General features: G+C 43.0%; 16 protein-coding genes and 1 pseudogene. 11 read left to right on the top strand and 6 right to left on the bottom strand.

Annotated features, from left to right (window positions below):
- Positions 1 to 168: 168 nt before the first annotated feature.
- The 4 genes from DP116_RS17780 to pdxH form a co-directional block, all read right to left on the bottom strand.
- Entirely contained in the window at positions 169 to 1,074 is a 906-nt protein-coding gene (locus DP116_RS17780; protein WP_169156441.1) for an ATP-grasp domain-containing protein, read from the bottom strand.
- 215 nt (positions 1,075 to 1,289) lie between these two features.
- Complete coding sequence (locus DP116_RS17775; protein ID WP_169156440.1) at positions 1,290 to 1,607, bottom strand: hypothetical protein; 318 nt, start codon at positions 1,605 to 1,607, stop codon at positions 1,290 to 1,292.
- A gap of 210 nt (positions 1,608 to 1,817) precedes the next feature.
- Positions 1,818 to 2,738, bottom strand: a complete 921-nt coding sequence (locus DP116_RS17770; protein WP_169156439.1) for a cyclase family protein — start codon at positions 2,736 to 2,738, stop codon at positions 1,818 to 1,820.
- Complete coding sequence (gene pdxH, locus DP116_RS17765; protein ID WP_169156438.1) at positions 2,738 to 3,385, bottom strand: pyridoxamine 5'-phosphate oxidase; 648 nt, start codon at positions 3,383 to 3,385, stop codon at positions 2,738 to 2,740. Before pdxH ends, DP116_RS17770 begins: the two co-directional genes overlap by 1 nt.
- 144 nt (positions 3,386 to 3,529) lie before the next feature.
- Between pdxH and DP116_RS17760 the strand changes: the two genes are divergently transcribed.
- The 4 genes from DP116_RS17760 (at position 3,530) to DP116_RS17745 (ending at position 8,294) form a co-directional block, all read left to right on the top strand.
- On the top strand, positions 3,530 to 4,585 hold the full coding sequence (locus DP116_RS17760; protein WP_169156437.1) for an AI-2E family transporter: 1,056 nt from the start codon (positions 3,530 to 3,532) through the stop codon (positions 4,583 to 4,585).
- A 504-nt stretch (positions 4,586 to 5,089) separates the two neighbouring features.
- Positions 5,090 to 5,446, top strand: coding sequence for a lipopolysaccharide assembly protein LapA domain-containing protein (locus DP116_RS17755; protein ID WP_169156436.1), 357 nt, complete (start codon positions 5,090 to 5,092; stop codon positions 5,444 to 5,446).
- 114 nt (positions 5,447 to 5,560) lie between these two features.
- On the top strand, positions 5,561 to 6,403 hold the full coding sequence (locus DP116_RS17750; RefSeq protein ID WP_169156435.1) for a segregation/condensation protein A: 843 nt from the start codon (positions 5,561 to 5,563) through the stop codon (positions 6,401 to 6,403).
- Positions 6,404 to 7,127: 724 nt separating this feature from the next.
- Complete coding sequence (locus DP116_RS17745; RefSeq protein WP_169156434.1) at positions 7,128 to 8,294, top strand: nucleotidyltransferase family protein; 1,167 nt, start codon at positions 7,128 to 7,130, stop codon at positions 8,292 to 8,294.
- A 61-nt stretch (positions 8,295 to 8,355) separates the two neighbouring features.
- Here DP116_RS17745 and speA read toward each other — a convergent pair whose 3' ends face one another.
- Complete coding sequence (gene speA, locus DP116_RS17740) at positions 8,356 to 10,371, bottom strand: biosynthetic arginine decarboxylase (protein ID WP_169156433.1); 2,016 nt, start codon at positions 10,369 to 10,371, stop codon at positions 8,356 to 8,358.
- Positions 10,372 to 10,527: 156 nt separating this feature from the next.
- On the opposite strand from speA, the gene ndk reads away from it, so the two are divergent.
- Positions 10,528 to 11,040: a nucleoside-diphosphate kinase gene (gene ndk, locus DP116_RS17735; protein WP_169156432.1), complete on the top strand. Its 513-nt coding sequence runs from the start codon at positions 10,528 to 10,530 to the stop codon at positions 11,038 to 11,040.
- An 86-nt stretch (positions 11,041 to 11,126) separates the two neighbouring features.
- Here the strand turns inward: ndk and DP116_RS17730 are convergent, their stop codons facing one another.
- Positions 11,127 to 11,858: a TerC family protein gene (locus DP116_RS17730; protein WP_169156431.1), complete on the bottom strand. Its 732-nt coding sequence runs from the start codon at positions 11,856 to 11,858 to the stop codon at positions 11,127 to 11,129.
- A 471-nt stretch (positions 11,859 to 12,329) separates the two neighbouring features.
- Here DP116_RS17730 and DP116_RS17725 point away from each other — a divergent pair, with 471 nt between their 5' ends.
- The 6 genes and pseudogenes from DP116_RS17725 to DP116_RS17700 all read left to right on the top strand — a co-directional run bounded on the left by DP116_RS17725 (position 12,330) and on the right by DP116_RS17700 (position 16,030).
- On the top strand, positions 12,330 to 12,983 hold the full coding sequence (locus DP116_RS17725; protein ID WP_169156430.1) for a DUF1345 domain-containing protein: 654 nt from the start codon (positions 12,330 to 12,332) through the stop codon (positions 12,981 to 12,983).
- Positions 12,984 to 13,118: 135 nt separating this feature from the next.
- Entirely contained in the window at positions 13,119 to 13,373 is a 255-nt protein-coding gene (locus tag DP116_RS17720) for a ChaB family protein (RefSeq protein ID WP_211173349.1), read from the top strand.
- Between the two features lie 187 nt (positions 13,374 to 13,560).
- Positions 13,561 to 13,797, top strand: a pseudogene (locus DP116_RS17715) (GNAT family N-acetyltransferase); the annotation flags it as partial.
- 39 nt (positions 13,798 to 13,836) lie between these two features.
- Positions 13,837 to 15,033, top strand: coding sequence for an NAD(P)/FAD-dependent oxidoreductase (locus DP116_RS17710; protein ID WP_169156428.1), 1,197 nt, complete (start codon positions 13,837 to 13,839; stop codon positions 15,031 to 15,033).
- 79 nt (positions 15,034 to 15,112) lie between these two features.
- Complete coding sequence (locus DP116_RS17705) at positions 15,113 to 15,772, top strand: HAD-IA family hydrolase (RefSeq protein WP_169156427.1); 660 nt, start codon at positions 15,113 to 15,115, stop codon at positions 15,770 to 15,772.
- A 96-nt stretch (positions 15,773 to 15,868) separates the two neighbouring features.
- Positions 15,869 to 16,030: a hypothetical protein gene (locus tag DP116_RS17700; RefSeq protein ID WP_169156426.1), complete on the top strand. Its 162-nt coding sequence runs from the start codon at positions 15,869 to 15,871 to the stop codon at positions 16,028 to 16,030.
- Positions 16,031 to 16,481: the final 451 nt, after the last annotated feature.

The following is a 16,481-nucleotide window of genomic DNA, read 5'->3' as shown; positions in this document are numbered from 1 at the left end:
CCGGGTTCGCCAGTCGCCTGCGGAGGGAAACCCTCCCGCAGCGCTGGTCTCACCTCACCCCGCCCTCCGGGCACCCCTCTCCGCGAGTTCGGAGAGGGGCGGGGGGTGAGGTTTTTTATTGTAAGTAATTAGGCAAACTTGATATGATAGTTCTGCGACTGCTTGCTTTTAATTCATCAAGAGATTGACTAATTTTTCTGTAATAGGAAAACCAGTCTGATTTTCAAAATGTATAAACATCGGACTGGGGTTTGCCTCTAAAAATACATACTCACCGTTTGGTTTGCAACGCCAGTCAATAGCAGTCCACTCTAGCATAAATGCCTTTGCTATTGCTAAACATTGTTGTTGAATTGATTCTGGCAATTCTATCGGAATTAACTCAGCATCCAAATCTTCGCGAAAATCTACAGCATGACTGCGAATTTCAGCAGAATAAACCGATTCTCCAATAACATAGCTGCGAATGTTTGTCCCAGGAATATACTCCTGTAGTGTGACTGGAGAAAGACTCAAAGCCAAGTTCAATCTTTTTGGTTCTAAATGCTCTTGTGTCAAAAACTGGGTATGAGCACCACCATAAACTGGCTTAAAAATGACTTTTTCATGTGTGTGAACAAATTCTGTAATTTCTCTTGGATGATTACTAATTAAAGTGGCTGGAATTGTCACTCCTATTTCTTTGGCTTTGCTAAGTTGCAGAGGTTTTTCTTTATGAAACTGGTATGCTTGCCAAGAATTAACCCAGTGACATGGACAAGCCTGGATTAATGAGCGCAGTGTACTCATTGAATCATTAAATGCAACATACTGTTGGTTTGAGTCTTTTAACTGTGGAACGTGAACGCCAGAGAAGTTACGCCAAAATATACTGTGAATATCTTGGAAATTCAATTGATTTTCTTCAGATAGAGCTAAAGATCCCACCTTGGTATCAGGTCTCCAAGACATCCTTAATTGTGTTGGAAATAGGTGAGTATCGAAATAATCTACCGTTGCACCAGCTTCGGTGAGAGCATTCTTGAGATGGGCAGCATGAGCATCTAAAGAATTACCCAAAATTAAAATGTTCATTTTAAATTTGCGGTTTTAAGAAGTCTTAAAATCAAATCACTTTCACAACAAGAAATTTCAGCACTTTAGAGTAAAGTGCTGAAACTATATGGTATGTAAACTCGAACTGAAATCGTTTTTGAGTCAATTACTAAAGTGGCTTTTGTCTCCGGCGTGCGCTTATCGCGCGGAGTTTTCAACCAGTCGTGCCTTTAAACTTCACATTAACGAGGTTACTAATAACCTCCATTTTCAAACCGAGCTTTGGTGTAACCACCCTCTTCACCTAGAGCTAAAGTGGTAGCCTTCGGAGGCTCCTTGGGAGGCTTCTCTCCTCCTTCACTTCCGGGACAAGGGGCAGAAATACATTGTATCCCTCCTTCTTCACCTACAGCTAGAGTGGTGACTGTCCCTCCTTCTTCACCTACAGCTTCAGTGGTGGCTTTAGTCAGTCCACCTACGACTTGGGCAGCCTCTTCATCATTGAGATCGTCTTCAAAATTGAGTTCTATTGCTTCTAAATCTAAAACATCTAGACCAAAGGGATGGTTCATAACAGTTCTCCTGGGTTTGTTAAATTTTTGGGTTTCGTACTGGTTTCCTAAGTGTTAGGAAAAGGTATTTATTCCTGTACTTGGTTATATATTTACCAGATTTTTGTGGCTCTTATTACAAATTTTTTGTAAAAAATTTTAAGGCCTATTAATTTGAAAATAAGTCAAGCAAATACTCTCTTTTCCTCGTTATTCCTGTCCTGTTATCTGCTATCTGACTCGTAGATTGAGCTGTTGATCCCAACGCAGCGGTTTATTTGCTTTTTGCAGAGGAGATTCTGATATCTGACCGACCGACACGCCATACTTCCAGTCTGGCGGACAGATAGCAATATAGCGTGCGTAACCTCCCAAGCCACCTTGAAATTTGGGATACCCAATTGTCACCAGTGCGCCTGTCTCAGGCACTTGATCTAAATTCGCGACCCCTTCTGCTTGGGTGTATCCATTTTTCAGTAGCCAAGCTTCTCCTTCCAAAGTCGGGGTACTATCTGTATCCAGGGGTTCGTGTCCGTGGAACAGAATCTTGCGCTGCAAGTGCAGGAACTGGAGAGCTTGCAGTGACACCCCAGGAAACTTCTTTCTTTTAGCAAGTTCAGGATTTGGCCATTCCTTAGACCAGTCAGAGCGGACAAACACAACTGAACCTTCAGGAATCTTGCCATGACGAGTTTCCCAATCCTGAATATCTTTAACTGTGAGGTGATAGTTGGGATCACCAGCGACTTTGTTTTGGATGGGAATGACTACTAACGGACGAACAGCAAAGGTTGCAGGTAACTCATCAATAGCTGGATAATCAGGGTTCCAATGAGCCGGTGGATCTAACTGAGTTCCAAGCTGATCAGTAGATAGATCGTAATGGGTTGCTTCAAAACCATCCTTTTGGTAGGTGTATGGCTTTCCTGTGTTTGGATTAACAGTTGGTTCAAACTTTGATGGACCAAACCCTGACCATACAGGAATTGCAGGAGCGATAGTATGGGTGAGATCAACGTACTTGGCTGTTTTGAGTGACTGCTGATAAACCTGCCATAGGGGAGGTACAGCGCGCGGCTGTGCTGCGTTGATAGACAGGCAAACAACAAAGCTCAAGAATATGACTAAACACAAAAGTGCGAATTTTTTCATTATGGGGACAAACGCTGAATTTTCCAACTGCCATCATCTAATAAGCGAGTATAAAGCAAGCGATCATGTAAGCGATTGGAACGTCCTTGCCAAAATTCTATTTCTGTTGGGATCACGCGCAAGCCTCCCCAGTGTGGTGGTCGCTTAACATCTTGGTTTTGATATTGAATTTGCAACTCCTGCATCCGTTGTTCCAGCATTTCTCGGCTTTCTATCACCTGACTTTGATCAGACGCCCATGCACCTAAACGACTGTTTAAAGGACGACTATAAAAATACTCATCTGATTCTTTCTCGGAAACTTTTTCTACGCTCCCACAAATACGGACTTGGCGTTCTAGTTCCGCCCACCAGAAAACTAACGAACCTTGAGGATTTTCTGCTAACTCTTGTCCTTTCTGACTGTTGTAGTTGGTGTAGAAGACAAAGCCCCGTTGGTCAAAACCTTTTAGCAGCACGATTCTTGCCGAGGGCTTACCGTCTAGTGTAGCGGTGGCTACAGTCATCGCGTTCGGTTCCGGGAGTTGGGCTGCTAATGCTTGGTCAAACCATTGTTTAAACTGTATAAAAGGGTTAGAATCTACATCCTTTTCGCTTAAACTTTGCAAGGTGTAGTCTTTGCGAAGGTCGGAGATCGTTTTGTCCATTTTTGTTTACTTTCCTATTATTAAGTACGTATTTCAGTACGCTTATGTGTGTATTTGCAAAAATATCTATCTAATTTACATGGTCATCAGCTTTCACCAAGTTGTACCTAATGTGTCAAGGCGTTTTAACACAGATAACACAAGATGTACCGTTCAGCCTCAGTTCAACGTCTGTTAATATACGGCCTGAGCGGTCCGATTATCGCTCTCAATCTCTGGTTGCTGTATGTGATTTTTCGCTTATTCCAGCACCCCATCACCATTGTGAGCATTGCAGCAATTCTGGCTTTTTTACTGAACTACCCAGTCAAGTTCTTTGAACGCATTGCCTTGACCCGTGCTCAAGCAGTTATCATTGTATTGCTGTTAACTTTAACGCTTTTGGTCATTCTTGGCGTCACGCTCGTACCAGTAGTTATTGACCAAACAATACAACTTTTAAATAAAATTCCAGATTGGCTAGCCGCCAGTCAAGCAAATTTGGAGCATATTGAAGCTTTCGCTAAAAAGCGGCGTTTACCCCTAGATTTGAGGGTCGTCAGCAATCAAATCAATGCAAACATTCAGAGTTTGGTGCAACAGTTGGCTTCGGTTGCTGTAGGATTTGCAGGAACACTGTTATCGGGTTTGGTTGATTTGATACTGGTAGTGGTGCTGGCATTTTATATGCTGTTGTATGGCGATCGCGTATGGTCTGGCTTATTCAACTTCTTACCACCTCATATTCGATTCCCCTTAACCACATCTTTACGACTTAATTTCCACTACTTTTTCCTCAGCCAGATTTTGCTAGCATTGTTCATGGTAATTAGCCTGACTCCGATTTTCTTAGTTCTCAAAGTACCTTTTGCCTTGTTATTTGCCATATTTATAGGTATATCCCAACTCATCCCCTTCATCGGGGCGACTTTTGGTATTGGTCTGGTTACTTTTTTAGTGTTGCTTCAAAGTTGGTGGTTGGCAGTTCAAGTCGCTGTGGCTGCCATTGTCATGCAGCAAATCAAAGATAATCTGTTAGGTCCAAAGTTACTTGGCGATTTTATTGGTATTAATCCCATCTGGATTTTTGTGGCTATTCTCATGGGATTTGAGATTGCAGGTTTATTAGGGACATTGGTTGCTATTCCTATTGCTGGTACCATAAAAGTTACCTTCGATGCGATCAAAGGCGGTAACATAAGAAAAGGTGTAACTGAGTAGGAGTCTTTGGAATGATTGATAAGGATTTAATATATAGAGGTTAATGTCAAGATTATTATGATTTTTTATCGCCATTTTTTTGACACAAGCGCGTGTATAAAAAGATCATATGTTATACTTTACAAGTTAGATTCATTCTCGTACCATTTTGTTTAATTGCAATCCTAAATAGTTTGTGAAATTTTTCCTGAGCGTTGTCCTTTGTCATTTGTCGAGTGTCCTTTATTTTTTAGTACAAATGACTGGAGTGCCATAGACGGGTTTCCCGCCTGTGGATACTGAAGTTAAAAACCCTGCTGGAGCTTAGGCTCCAAGAGTACCGGATCACCTCAACAGTTGTTTCACAACTCAAATAGGATCAAAACTGCTGTAGATGTGCAACTTTAAGTTTTTAAAATCTTTTGGATAGCAAGTTGCTCTATCTTTAAGCACAATTCAAAATGGTTTTAGGCACAATTTTCAGGAAGCATTGGGCAAAAACAATTATCTAGTCTTTAGTTTCCAATGAGACAAATCAACTTCGTAATAATTTTTATCTTTTGTTTAGCCTTGGCTTTATTTGCCCTCGAAAACACCCAACCTGGAACAATAAATGTTGTTCCAGAAGTACAGGTGGAAGCACCAATTGCAATTGAGTTGCTTTTGGCAAGTGGGATAGGAGCTGTTTTGGCTTGGTTGTATAGTATCTGGACACGTTTTCAGAGACTACTAGTTTCTGGTCCACAAGTGCGACAGAAAAATCTCCAAATTAAGGAACTAGAAAGCAAGGTTGAACAATATCAAGCAGAAGTTCAGTCTTTGAAACTTGCTCTACCACCAGTGAATGATTCTGTAGCAAAAGAAGCACAAATCACCACTTAATAAAAGAATTGGTTAGTGAGGAGTTAGTAGTCGTTAGTTGTTCCACTAACGACTACTAACACAACACAGAGCAATTCCTCATACAAAACCTGAAATCCTATATCCAAAGAATTAATGGATGCTTCCGAATTATTGGAAAAAATTACACTTCTGATTCATCAGGCGGAACTTGGGGAAATAGACCCTTGGGATGTTAAGGTGATTTCGGTGATTGACCATTATTTGGAACTAATGGGATCGGAGGCAACCACCAAGGGCTATGAAGCTGACTTGTCGAAATCAGGACAGGCTTTTTTGTCGGCATCCAAACTTGTGTTATTTAAAGCAAATACTTTGATGCAATTGCAATCGTCAGCACAAGAGCAAGAAGCGGCGGAAAATGATGCATTGCTAGAGAGTGAAGACGGGATCATCCATCAAACTCAACGCTTACCATTAGAGCGGCACTTGCGTCGTCGTCCAACAGCAATGCCACCGTCAAAGCGTCGCGTGACTTTGCAAGAACTGATTTCGCAATTGCAAATCATGGCTCAACAATTGAAACTGGTAGAAAAAGCCAATAAACCTGCCCGTCAGAAACGGCAACCTAGTTTGCAAAGTATGCGGGCAGCATTAGAGTTGGCTCACCAGGAAAATCTTACAGAGGTGGCTTTTGAACTAGAGCAGCTATTGCAAAGTGTGGCAACAGAATTGAGTTTACAGAACACTTGGCTGAATCTTGAACAGCTTGTAGAGTTGTGGACGCAGAAAAAGCAACCACAACAGAATAAAGCACACACATCGCAACATAGCCACGTAGTTGTTAGTGTTTTCTGGGCGCTCCTACTGCTTTGTGCTCAATCAAAAGTAGAGCTATTTCAGGAGGAGTTTTATCAGGAAATTAAAATCAGGCTACTTACTGATTCATCCAATCATGAATCCATAGAGACTCCCCTGAATTCAGAGTTTGCAACATAGGAATATTCAAGATTATCAGAGTTTGGCTTCAGTAAATTCCAAAATCCGATTAAATTGATAAAGATAACGAATGAAAAGATGTAGACACCAACAGACATTTTGCCAAATCAGGGAAACCTTTGTGTACAAGTTACTTGTTCTGGATGGCGCTCAGACAGCGCTCTTTGGAGGATTTTGTGCGCCTAGGGGAACTGCATCTAACGTTAGCGCAATTCCTAAGCTCTCGCGTTGCAAGAGCGTGCCTTCTGGGCATACGAAGCGTGCGTGCGCTTTCTGACGGGGCGCGTGTCTGTAAGTGCGGTGAACAAGCACTCTGGGGTATAGCGTGTCGAAAGGGATCAGGACATAGGTGTACTGGAGGCATATTCATATTTCTTCCTCCAGACGGTTCTTTGTTGGCGCAAGCCTCCACAGGCATAGAGCTTCTCGTAAAGTTTAAGGGGCTTCTCGCAGGGTAAGCTAGAGTAGGAGCAAGAATGATATAAAGTCATGAAGTGTGGATGCTGAAAGCTGGGTATGAAAATTTTATACTGCATACTTCATATTTTCTATTTTCTTCATGCTTTATACTTGACGCTATTAGTTAGGTTATGCCAATAATTGCGTCAAAGTCTCTTGATGTCTGTGAACCGTGCTTTCAGGGGTGACTGAAATCAGAAATAAACTCACGATGAAATATTACTTCTTAACAGTAAACTGGCTTGTGGTTGAGGAATAAATATATATGAAGGCGATGATTCTCGCAGCTGGTAAAGGTACTCGCGTACGTCCTATTACCTACACAACCCCCAAACCGATGATGCCCATTCTCCAGAAGCCAGTGATGGAATTTTTACTGGAACTTCTACGTCAGCATGGGTTTGACCAGATTATGGTCAATGTTAGCCATTTAGCAGAGGAAATAGAGAGTTATTTCCGTGATGGTCAGCGGTTTGGTGTGCAAATTGCCTACTCTTTTGAAGGTCGCATTGTTGAGGGTAGCCTTGTTGGGGAAGCCGTTGGATCTGCAGGGGGAATGCGGAAGATCCAAGACTTTCACCCATTCTTTGATGATACCTTTGTGGTGTTGTGTGGCGATGCCCTGATTGACCTAGATTTGACAGCAGCTGTGAAGTGGCATAAATCTAAAGGATCTCTTGCCACCATTATCATGAAATCCGTGCCCAAGGAAGAAGTTTCTAGCTATGGTGTAGTCGTCACGGACGTTGATGGGCGTGTGAAAGCTTTCCAGGAAAAACCCAAAGTTGAGGAAGCTCTGAGCACTAATATCAACACAGGCATTTATATTTTTGAACCAGAGGTATTTAATTATATCCCTTCTGGCGTAGAGTATGACATCGGCAGCCAGCTTTTCCCCAAACTGGTAGAAATCGGTGCGCCTTTCTACGCTATCCCAATGGACTTTGAATGGGTGGATATTGGAAAAGTTCCAGACTACTGGCGGGCAATTCGTGGTGTCCTCTTAGGGGACATTAAGAACGTGCAAATCCCCGGACAACAAGTCGCACCTGGTATCTACACTGGGATGAACGTTGCTGTCAATTGGGACAAAGTGGATATTACAGGTCCAGTTTACATCGGCGGCATGACCAAGATTGAAGACGGAGCCAAAATTGTTGGTCCTACCATGATAGGTCCAAATTGCTGGGTATGCAGTGGTGCCACGGTAGAAAACAGTGTGATTTTTGAGTGGTCACGACTGGGACCGGGAGTACGGCTTGTGGACAAGTTGGTATTTGGTCGTCATTGTGTAGACAAAACTGGAGCAACGATTGATGTCCAAGCTGCTGCTTTAGACTGGCTCATCACCGATGCTCGTCAAGATCCACCATCCCATACGCCAGTAGAACGGCAAGCCATTGCTGAATTGTTGGGAAATAATGCTAGTTAGTCATTAGTAATTTAGTCATTGAGTCATAAGTCATTAGTTGATGACTTATGACTTTTAACTTTTAACTATTCAGGTAAGTGTACCGTCGCAAACTTTGTTCATAGGTTTGTAGCAGTCTTTGAGCTTCCGCTAAAGTGATGTGATTTTCTTCTAAAGCATGCTCACAACGCTGGCGAATGCTTTCCACCATATCTTCAGAGTCATACTGCACATAGCTCACCACTTCGCTCATGGTATCACCTTTAACGACGTGTTCAATTTGATAACCTTTTGGAGTCAGTTGGATGTGAACTGCGTTGGTGTCGCCAAAGAGATTGTGCAAATTGCCCATAATTTCTTGGTAAGCTCCGTTGAGGAACATTCCGAGATAATAGGGTTCTCCTGGTTTGAGGGGGTGCAGTTCCAAAACTGACTTCACATCCCGCAGGTCAATAAACCTGTCGATTTTGCCATCACTATCGCATGTTAAATCTGCCAAAATTCCTCGCCGTGTTGGTTCTTCATCCAAACGGTGAATTGGCATGATCGGAAAAAGCTGGTCAATCGCCCAACAGTCAGGTGCAGATTGAAACACAGAAAGATTGACGTAGTAGATAGAAGCCATGATTTGTTCCAAGTCTTCCATCTCGTCCGGTACGTATTCCTGCTTTCTGGTTATTTCAAGAATTTTTTGACAACAAGCCCAGTAAAGCCTTTCAGCTTTAGCGCGTTCCGTAAGACTTAAAATCCCTAAGTTGAAGCGACTGATGGCTTCTTCTTTAAATTGGGTAGCGTCGTGGTAGAGTTCTTGGTAATTCTCCTCGTTAACAGATTGGTAGGTTTCCCACAGGTAAGTAATAATCGGGGATTCACCCTCTTTTGGTGACTCTGGTGGATCAAGAGGGACAACGCTGGTACTGAGAACGTCAAAAATCAGCATTGATTGATGGGAAGCGATCGCCCGTCCGCTTTCGCTTATCAGTGTTGGTACGGCAATCTTTCGTTCAGCACAGGTATCTTTTAACTCTGCCACGATATCGTTGGCATAGTTCTGCATATTGTAGTTTTTCGAGGCATAGAAGTTCGTTTGCGAACCGTCATAATCGACACCCAAGCCACCACCAACATCGAGATACTTCATCTTTGCCCCCAATGCTGCCAGCTCCACATAAATACGACTGGCTTCTTGGATGGCATCTTTAATCACATTGATTGCTGAGATTTGCGAGCCGATGTGGAAGTGTAATAGCTGTAACGAACCCAATAGGTTAGCTTCGCGTAACTTGTCAACTGCCTGAATAATTTCAGGGATGGTGAGACCAAATTTAGCGCGATCGCCTGTAGAAGTTCCCCACCGTCCCATACCTTGGGTACTTAGTTTAGCCCTCACACCCACAATTGGCTCAATCCCCAATTGTTGGCTGACCTCGATCACCAAATCAACTTCTTCGACTTGTTCTAGGACGATAATCGGCTTTTGACCTAGTCTTTGTGCCAGCATTGCTGTTTCGATGTACTCTCGGTCTTTGTAGCCATTGCAAATGAGCAGCGCCCCTGGTGTATCTAATAAAGCTAGGGCAATCATTAATTCTGGCTTAGAACCAGCTTCTAAGCCAAATTGATGAGGTTTGCCGAACCTCACCAAGTCCTCTATTAAGTGTCTTTGCTGATTACACTTGACAGGAAAAACACCACGGTAAACACCTGGGTAGTTGTAGCGGGCGATCGCTTTGGCAAAACAAGCGTTTAACCGCTCAATCCTATCTTCCAAAATATCCGAGAAACGAATCAGTAGCGGCAGTCCTAGGCTACGCTGCTTCAGGGCGTTGACAAGTTCATATAAGTCCAAAGAACCGCCGCGATCGCCCTTAGGAGAAACAGTGATATGACCTGCTGCGTTTATAGAAAAGTAAGGCTGTCCCCAACCTTCTATTCGGTAAAGTTCTTCACTCTGTTCTATTGTCCATAGGCGAGGTGCATCTAGTGATGTGGCTGGTGGTAGCAGCTTTCTTTGTTTATTATTTTTCAATTGCGCTTTCTGTCCATCGGACGGCAGTTTCACCACCTCTTCTAATGTCTCAGTTGACTCAACATGCATTTCTTCACTGACCTCTATGTTAGACCCACGAAAATACAATTTAGCGTATTCCTCTGTACGCGCACATGCACTTAGAGATACTTTCTGAGATATCCTCAGATTGGTCATTTGTTATTGGTCATAAATGACAAGTCATTTGTCATGATTTCTTGACAAATGACAAATGACAGAGGACAAAGGACAAAACACGAATTCAATAAATTTGAGGAGATAGCTTTGGCAGAACGCACATTCTTAGCAATTAAGCCTGATGGCGTACAGCGCGGATTAGTAGGTGAAATTATTCGTCGCTTTGAAGATAAAGGCTTTACCCTTGTTGGTTTGAAGTTTCTCAAAGTTAGCCGGGAATTAGCTGAACAGCACTACGACGTTCACCGGGAAAGACCTTTCTTTGCTGGGTTAGTAGATTTTATCACTTCCGGTCCAGTGGTAGCGCTGGTTTGGGAAGGCGAAGGCGTGATTGCATCTGCTAGAAAAATCATTGGGGCAACAAACCCACTCTCGGCAGAACCAGGCACAATTCGAGGTGATTTTGGCGTCAACATTGGTCGCAACCTCATCCACGGTTCCGATGCTATCGAAACAGCACAACAGGAAGTCTCTCTGTGGTTTAAAGAAGAGGAATTAGTCTCTTGGCAACCAACCATCACACCTTGGTTACACGAGTAATTTAGGAAGTCAAAGGAGATTATAAGGGAAGGAGCGAAGGATATTTTTTCCCTCACTTCCTCCCTTCCTCATTCCAACACTTTTTCTTACTCTCTACTGCCTTCTACAAGCTCGGTTTTCTTTTGTTCTTCTATTTCTTCTGAGTGGGTTCGCTTAGAAAATCCCCATGCCAAGATCAGGGCGATCGCAGTTATCATCCCCCACTGTGGTGGTACTAAAGAATCGTTCACGACTTTGAGGAGTAAGCGCAAGCCTACCAACGCTACAGTGATATAGCCTGCATCCTCCAAGTAGACATATTCATCTAACCAACGAATAAATAAACCTGCCATAAAGCGCAGAGTCACAACGCCAATGGTTGTGCCGGTAATGACAAGCCACGTTTCATTAGAAACAGCGATCGCAGTGGTAACACTATCAAGAGAAAATGCTAAATCTGTGAAGGCAAGGACAGGTATGACTTGCCACAGGGAGGTAAAACGGGGACCGTGATGTTGATTGTCATCGCCTTCTTCAGAGGTAAAATGTTGGAATACTAGCCACAAAAGGTAAACTCCACCTAGTAACTCAAACTGCCAGAACTGTTGCACCCAGGTAGCTGTTAGAAGTAAAGTGATTCGCAGGACATAAGCAACTACCAAACCAATGTTCAGCGCCTTACCTTCGAGATCTTTGTTTTCTAGTCCTTGGGCGATCGCAGCGAGAGCGATCGCGTTGTCAGCAGACAATATTGCCTCTAAAAAAATGAGCACCAGCAGCACTATACAAGCTTCAATGCTGAAATGGAAGTGAAGGTAATCGAATATCTGATCTAGCATTCCAGTTTTCTTAAACAGCAAAAATTAAAAATTAGCACAAACCGCAAATTTTATATACAAGGCGCAATAAAATGCTACTTTTATTCAGCTTAGCGTGTGGATGGCGAATTCTCAAAGCGAATCAGGATGAGGGGGAACAGGGAACAGGGGGAACGGGGAACGGGGAACGGGAAAATAATTGTAGAAAAATCATTTTTATCAGGCTTGATCGTGAAATGGTATAAGGAGGATCTCCCCGTTGTAGACGCCCTCTGGGCGGTGAGACAGCGCTATGCACTGACCTTTTCCACGTTTTGGTCACTGTAGTAAGCGGTATGCCTTACGGCACAGTAGCAACCGCCGTGAGACTTTTAGTCACCAAGAAAAGTCTGAAATCAGACTTTTCAAACGTTTTCTAACTCAAGTACTTTTTTGAGTCAACTGACTTGGTAGCATTCAATTACCAATAATCATTTTTGGGTTGCATTTAAGTTGTTCAAAAACTCTGATTCTCGGCACCGACTGATTATTTGTGTTGGCTTTGCTGCATTAGTCTCAGTACTATTACCGTCTTGGCTGCACTTCCCTACGCGCATTCTCTGTGCTTGGAACTTAGGCGCTGACTGTTTCTTAGGCTTGACTTGGTGGATAATGTTCAGGGCGACTCCACAAAAGATGCGCCGTTTTGCGCAACTTGAATATCAAGGTCGTGTAGCTATCTTCACCTTAATTATCGCTGCTGCTTGTGCAAGTGTGTTAGCGATTGGGTTCTTACTCAGTGGTAATACAAAAAAACTGTCAACGATTCTACTAACCCTACACGTCACGCTTGCTGTGATGACGATTATCAGTTCTTGGTTACTAGTACATACCATATTCGCCATGCAATACGCGCATACTTATTATCAAGTTAGCAGTGATACACAGCAAATAGCTGCTGGTCTAGATTTTCCTAATGACGAAGAACCAGATTATTGGGACTTTCTATATTTTTCTTTCGTTATTGGCATGACTAGCCAAGTCTCAGATGTGCAAACAATATCACGTTCAATGAGGCGTTTGACTCTGCTACACGGAGTATTATCCTTCTTTTTCAATACCAGTATTTTGGCGATGAGCATTAATATAATTGCCGCGCTGATTTGAATCAGGTTCACTAAGCCTATGTCAAAAGTATAGGATCAAAGATATGAGAATTTTCTATCTCTACTTCTAGAAAGAGGAAAACCTTGCCTTTGAGTTCTTAGGATGAACACAAACATAAGGAATCGGAGTGGAGCTATGGCTGTTAACAACATAGATGAATTATCTCAAGAACTAAAAGACCAACTGCAAGAACTTCCTCAAGAAGGAAAGCAGATTTTTGTTGCAGCATTCAATGCAGCTCAAAGTGACGGTATCAGTGAACAGGGTGCCCGTGAAGTTGCTTGGAATAGCGTTAAAAACCAGTACGAGAAAGGTTCAGATGGCAAATGGCATGCTAGGGGCGAAGTTACCGCTCAACACAACAAAGCTATCACTTCTGGCGGTAACTAAGTTCTTTTTACCTAGGTTTTAAGATTGCGGCGGTTTGTGTTAAAGACAAACCGTCTTTTGCTTATTTCCAGGTTGAAAAAGGATTGCCAAAAAAATCATATAACTATAATACAAATTGCCAAAATATTAGAGAGATGCATCTTAAAAAAGACGAAATCTCTATTCGTCGTATGCGAGAGAAACTCAATATTGGAACCAGGGAATTGGCAAAAAAGTAGTTTCATTGGCTGTAGACTATACTTTTGAACAACTGCAAGCCGTTAAAGTTGTCATCGATCCACAGGTGTGGAACACTCGTGCTATCCGCTGTTATGAAAAATGCGGCTTTGTCAAGGTAAAGATATTGCCCGAACACGAACTGCACGAGGGAAAGTACTGGGATTGCTGGTTGATGGCAACAAACCACAAGAAATCAGTACACTGAAAGAAATTACCCCCCGGGGATTGACCTTCCTCTAGACCGATGACTCAACAACCTGCTATAATCTGTATCCTTGGTGGAGGCTTTGGTGGTCTCTACACTGCTCTACGCTTGAGCCAGCTTCCTTGGGAACCTTTGCAAAAACCTGAAATAGTTTTGGTGGATCACAGCGATCGCTTTGTTTTCTCCCCTCTTCTCTACGAACTCCTGACTGGGGAATTGCAAACCTGGGAAATTGCCCCACCCTATCAAGAACTTTTGAGCAACACAGGTATACGTTTTTGTCAAGGCTTTGTATCAGAAATTGACATAGACCAGCGACGGGTACATTTACAGGATGGACCAGAAATTTCCTATGACCAATTGGTGTTGGCGCTAGGTGGTGAAACACCGTTGGATATTGTCCCTGGTGCAACATCTTACGCCTATTCGTTTCGGACTATTGCAGATGCATATCGTTTGGAAGAACGCCTGCGAGTTTTAGAGGAATCGGATGCGGATAAAATCAGGGTAGCTATAGTCGGTGCTGGTTACAGTGGTGTAGAGTTAGCTTGCAAACTAGCAGATAGACTTGGGGAAAGAGGACGATTTCGGCTGATTGAAATATCTGACCAAATTTTGCGAACCTCGCCAGACTTCAACAGACAAACAGCAAACAAAGCAATAGATGCACGGGGTGTATTTCTCGATTTAGAAACGAAGGTAGAATCAATTGCTCAAGACAGCATCTCATTAGAGTACAAGAATCAAGTAGACACAATTCCTGTGGATTTGGTCATTTGGACAGTGGGAACTCGGGTATCGCCTGTGGTACGAAACCTCCCTGTGAAACAAAACCAGCGCGGTCAAATTAGCACCGCATCAACTCTCCAAGTCCACGATCATCCCGAGATTTTTGCCTTGGGAGATTTAGCAGATTGCCTTGATGCTGAAGGTAAGCAAGTCCCTGCAACAGCACAGGCTGCTTTCCAACAAGCAGATTATGCAGCTTGGAACATTTGGGCAAGTTTGACAAATCGCCCTTTGCTTCCCTTCCGCTATCAGTTCTTAGGTGAGATGATGGCATTGGGGATAGACAGTGCCACCCTTACTGGTTTAGGCATCAAACTAGAAGGTTCCTTAGCATACGTCGCGCGTCGTGTTGCCTATCTTTATCGGCTACCAACTTTAGATCACAAACTCAAAGTTGGTTTTAACTGGCTGACTCGTCCGATTGTAGAGACACTTTATAGAAAATAAAAAATTACATACTTGGCATACAGGACTGTTTGAGTCAGTGGAGATAGGTAGATAGCTAATAGCGAGTAAGTGATAGTTTATGAAGGAAAAACCGCGAGTTATCTTTTTAGATGCTGTTGGCACACTCTTTGGGGTGAAAGGCAGTGTGGGAGAAATCTACAGTCAGATAGCGCAGGAGTTTGGAGTCGAAGTTTCCGCTGATACTTTAAACAAAACATTCATACAGAGTTTTAAAGCTGCGCCACCACCTGTATTTCCAGATGCAGAGGAACAAGACATTCCCCAACGCGAGTTTGATTGGTGGCTTGACATAGGTCGAAAGTCTTTTGAACAAGCAGGTGTTTTCCAGAAGTTTTCTGATTTTTCGACTTTTTTTAGTGAACTCTACATTCACTTTGGTACAGCTAATCCGTGGTTTATCTATCCCGATGTCTTGCCAGCTTTGGTTAGCTGGCGGCGGATGGGAATTGAACTGGGAATACTTTCAAATTTTGATTCCCGTATTTACTCAGTGTTACAAAGTTTGGAACTCAGAGAATTTTTCCAGTCTATCACTATTTGCACTCAGGCAGGTGCAGCCAAACCTGATAGCAAAATCTTTGCCATAGCTTTGGAAAAACATCACTGTTCATCAGATGCTGCATGGCACATTGGTGACAGTCTCACAGAAGATTATCACGGAGCGAGGGGAGCTGGACTAAGAGGCATTTGGATAAATCGTCAAATAGTAGATAAATGAGCTGTTGATCCCCTTTTTCTCTGACTACCAGTAGACGATGTTCTAAATTATGACGGACATTGGTGAGATGAGTTTGAGCTAACTCACCCTTCGGGTATGTCCTCCGGACACGCTACGCTAACGGCAGTTGCTACCCTACGGGAAGCCGCCTCCGGCGTCTACAAGTCGGGAAACCTGCTGTTAGCACCTGCCTCACCGCAACGCACTGGCTCGACTACACAAACAAAGTACACCCTTTTTCATACCCGCATCAGTTGATTCACAACTTTTTAACATTCAGTTTTGTGACATTAGCCAAACTCACACTCTGTATATTAATTGTTACTAAAAAAGCTGAGACTTTCATAATAAAGTTACAATTAGTACATAAATAAAAATATTTTTTTGGTAAAGGAAGCCAATAATTCTTTTTTCAGTAATAGCGCTTGTAAAGGGAGATATCCTCAAGGAATGCGCCTCATTGTTATTCAAAAAGGTGAAGCAGATAACACTCACATATCGTGGTGTTAATTAACTGCTGAGTTGAAGTATTGCGGTCTTTCTTATGATGTTGGCGAACCACTACAGGTGGAGTTTATGATTCGATCCCAGCAGCACAACATTGCAGTTAAAGCTGCACAAGTTAGGCAACCTAAAAAAATTGGCGGTGAGGCAGGTGCTAACAGCGGGTTTCCCGACTTGTAGACGCCGGAGGCGGTGAGGGGGTCGC

It is taken from the genome of Brasilonema bromeliae SPC951, assembly GCF_012912135.1.
GTDB classification, from domain to species: domain Bacteria; phylum Cyanobacteriota; class Cyanobacteriia; order Cyanobacteriales; family Nostocaceae; genus Brasilonema; species Brasilonema bromeliae.
The sequence above is the reverse complement of the archived record's forward strand: the minus strand, read 5'-3'. Positions and strand labels throughout refer to the sequence as shown.